The organism is Ruminococcus sp. XPD3002 (genome assembly GCA_900119535.1).
GTDB classification, from domain to species: domain Bacteria; phylum Bacillota; class Clostridia; order Oscillospirales; family Ruminococcaceae; genus Ruminococcus; species Ruminococcus flavefaciens_H.
Genome location: FPJT01000018.1, coordinates 1 through 1,280 on the forward strand (window position 1 = coordinate 1; position 1,280 = coordinate 1,280).

The window sequence follows — 1,280 nt, forward strand, 5'->3', positions numbered from 1 at the left end:
AGTCTTGCGCCTACTACCTCTGTACCGCCGAGGTCTACCTTATTGATGTTGACACTGTTTCTGCCGATGATAGTTGTTACTGTAGTTGTAACAGGTGCAGTTGTTGTTGTGCTGATCTTTGTGGTAGTCACGATCTTTGTACGTGTAGTTCTTGTAGTAGTTTCTACTGTTGTAGTTGTTTCTGTCTCTGCCTTGGTTGTCTCTGTTGTCGACTCGGTTGCAGCCTTAGTCGATGTAGTAGTTGTTGTGCTTGTAGTTGTTGTAGTACTTGTTGTTGTCGACGTTGTGGTTGCCTTAGTAGTTGTTACTGTAGTAACCTTTGTTGTCGATGTTGAAGTACTTGTGCTTGTTGTAGTACTTGTTGTTATCGACGTTGTGGTTGCCTTAGTAGTTGTTACTGTGGTAGCCTTTGTTGTCGTTGTTTCAACTGCCTTGACTGTTGTCTCTGTAACTGCCTTTGTGGTTGTTGTTACAGTTGTGGTTGCTGCCTTAGTAGTTGTTACTGTAGTAACCTTTGTTGTCGTCGTGGACTCTGTAACCGCATTTGTTGTAGTTTCAGCTGCCTTAGCAGTTGTTTCTGTAACAGCATTTGTCGAAGTTACAGTTGTCGTTGCTGTGGTTGCCTTAGCAGTTGTCTCTGCAACAGTTGTTGTAGAAGTTGTTGCTTCAGTTGTTCCGGTAACTATTACAGGAGCTGCTGTAGTTGTTTGTGTTGTCTTGACAGTCGTTTCAGTAGCTGCTGCGGATGTTGTAACTGCTGCTGTTGTGATCATCTCGTCGATCATCTCAACTGTGCTGTCATTCTTACCGCCATTTACTACCTTGCCGTCCTTGACTGTGAATGTGATATCAGTAGCCTTCTCATAACCATTAGGAGCAGCTATCTCGTGGAGAGTATACTCGCCGTCCTCGATGATAACGATAGTAGCTTCAGAACCAGATATCCATACGAGTGTTTCGCCTGAGCTGTTAACTACTTCTCCGTCCTCGCCGATCTTGATAGAATTCTTAGCAAACTCTATTGCAGAACCGTCGCTGTGCTTACCTGAGAGGGTAAGTGTTGCGCCCTTGACTTCTGCACCGCCGAGATCAGCCTTGTTGATGCTGATATTATTTCTTACTATCGTTGTAGTTACGATAGCAGTCTCAGCACTCTTTGTTGTGGATACTGTAGTAACGTCAGTTGCTGTTGTAGTAGATGCTGTAGTTGCATCTGTTGCTGTTGTGGTAGATGCTGTAGTTGCATCTGTTACTGTTGTGGTAGATGCTGTAGTTGCATC

General features: G+C 44.2%; 1 protein-coding gene. It reads right to left on the reverse strand.

From position 1 onward, the window contains the following. Window positions 1–1,280: hypothetical protein (locus tag BT127_RS16940; protein ID WP_175541975.1), on the reverse strand; the 1,280-nt coding region annotated here is incomplete at both ends.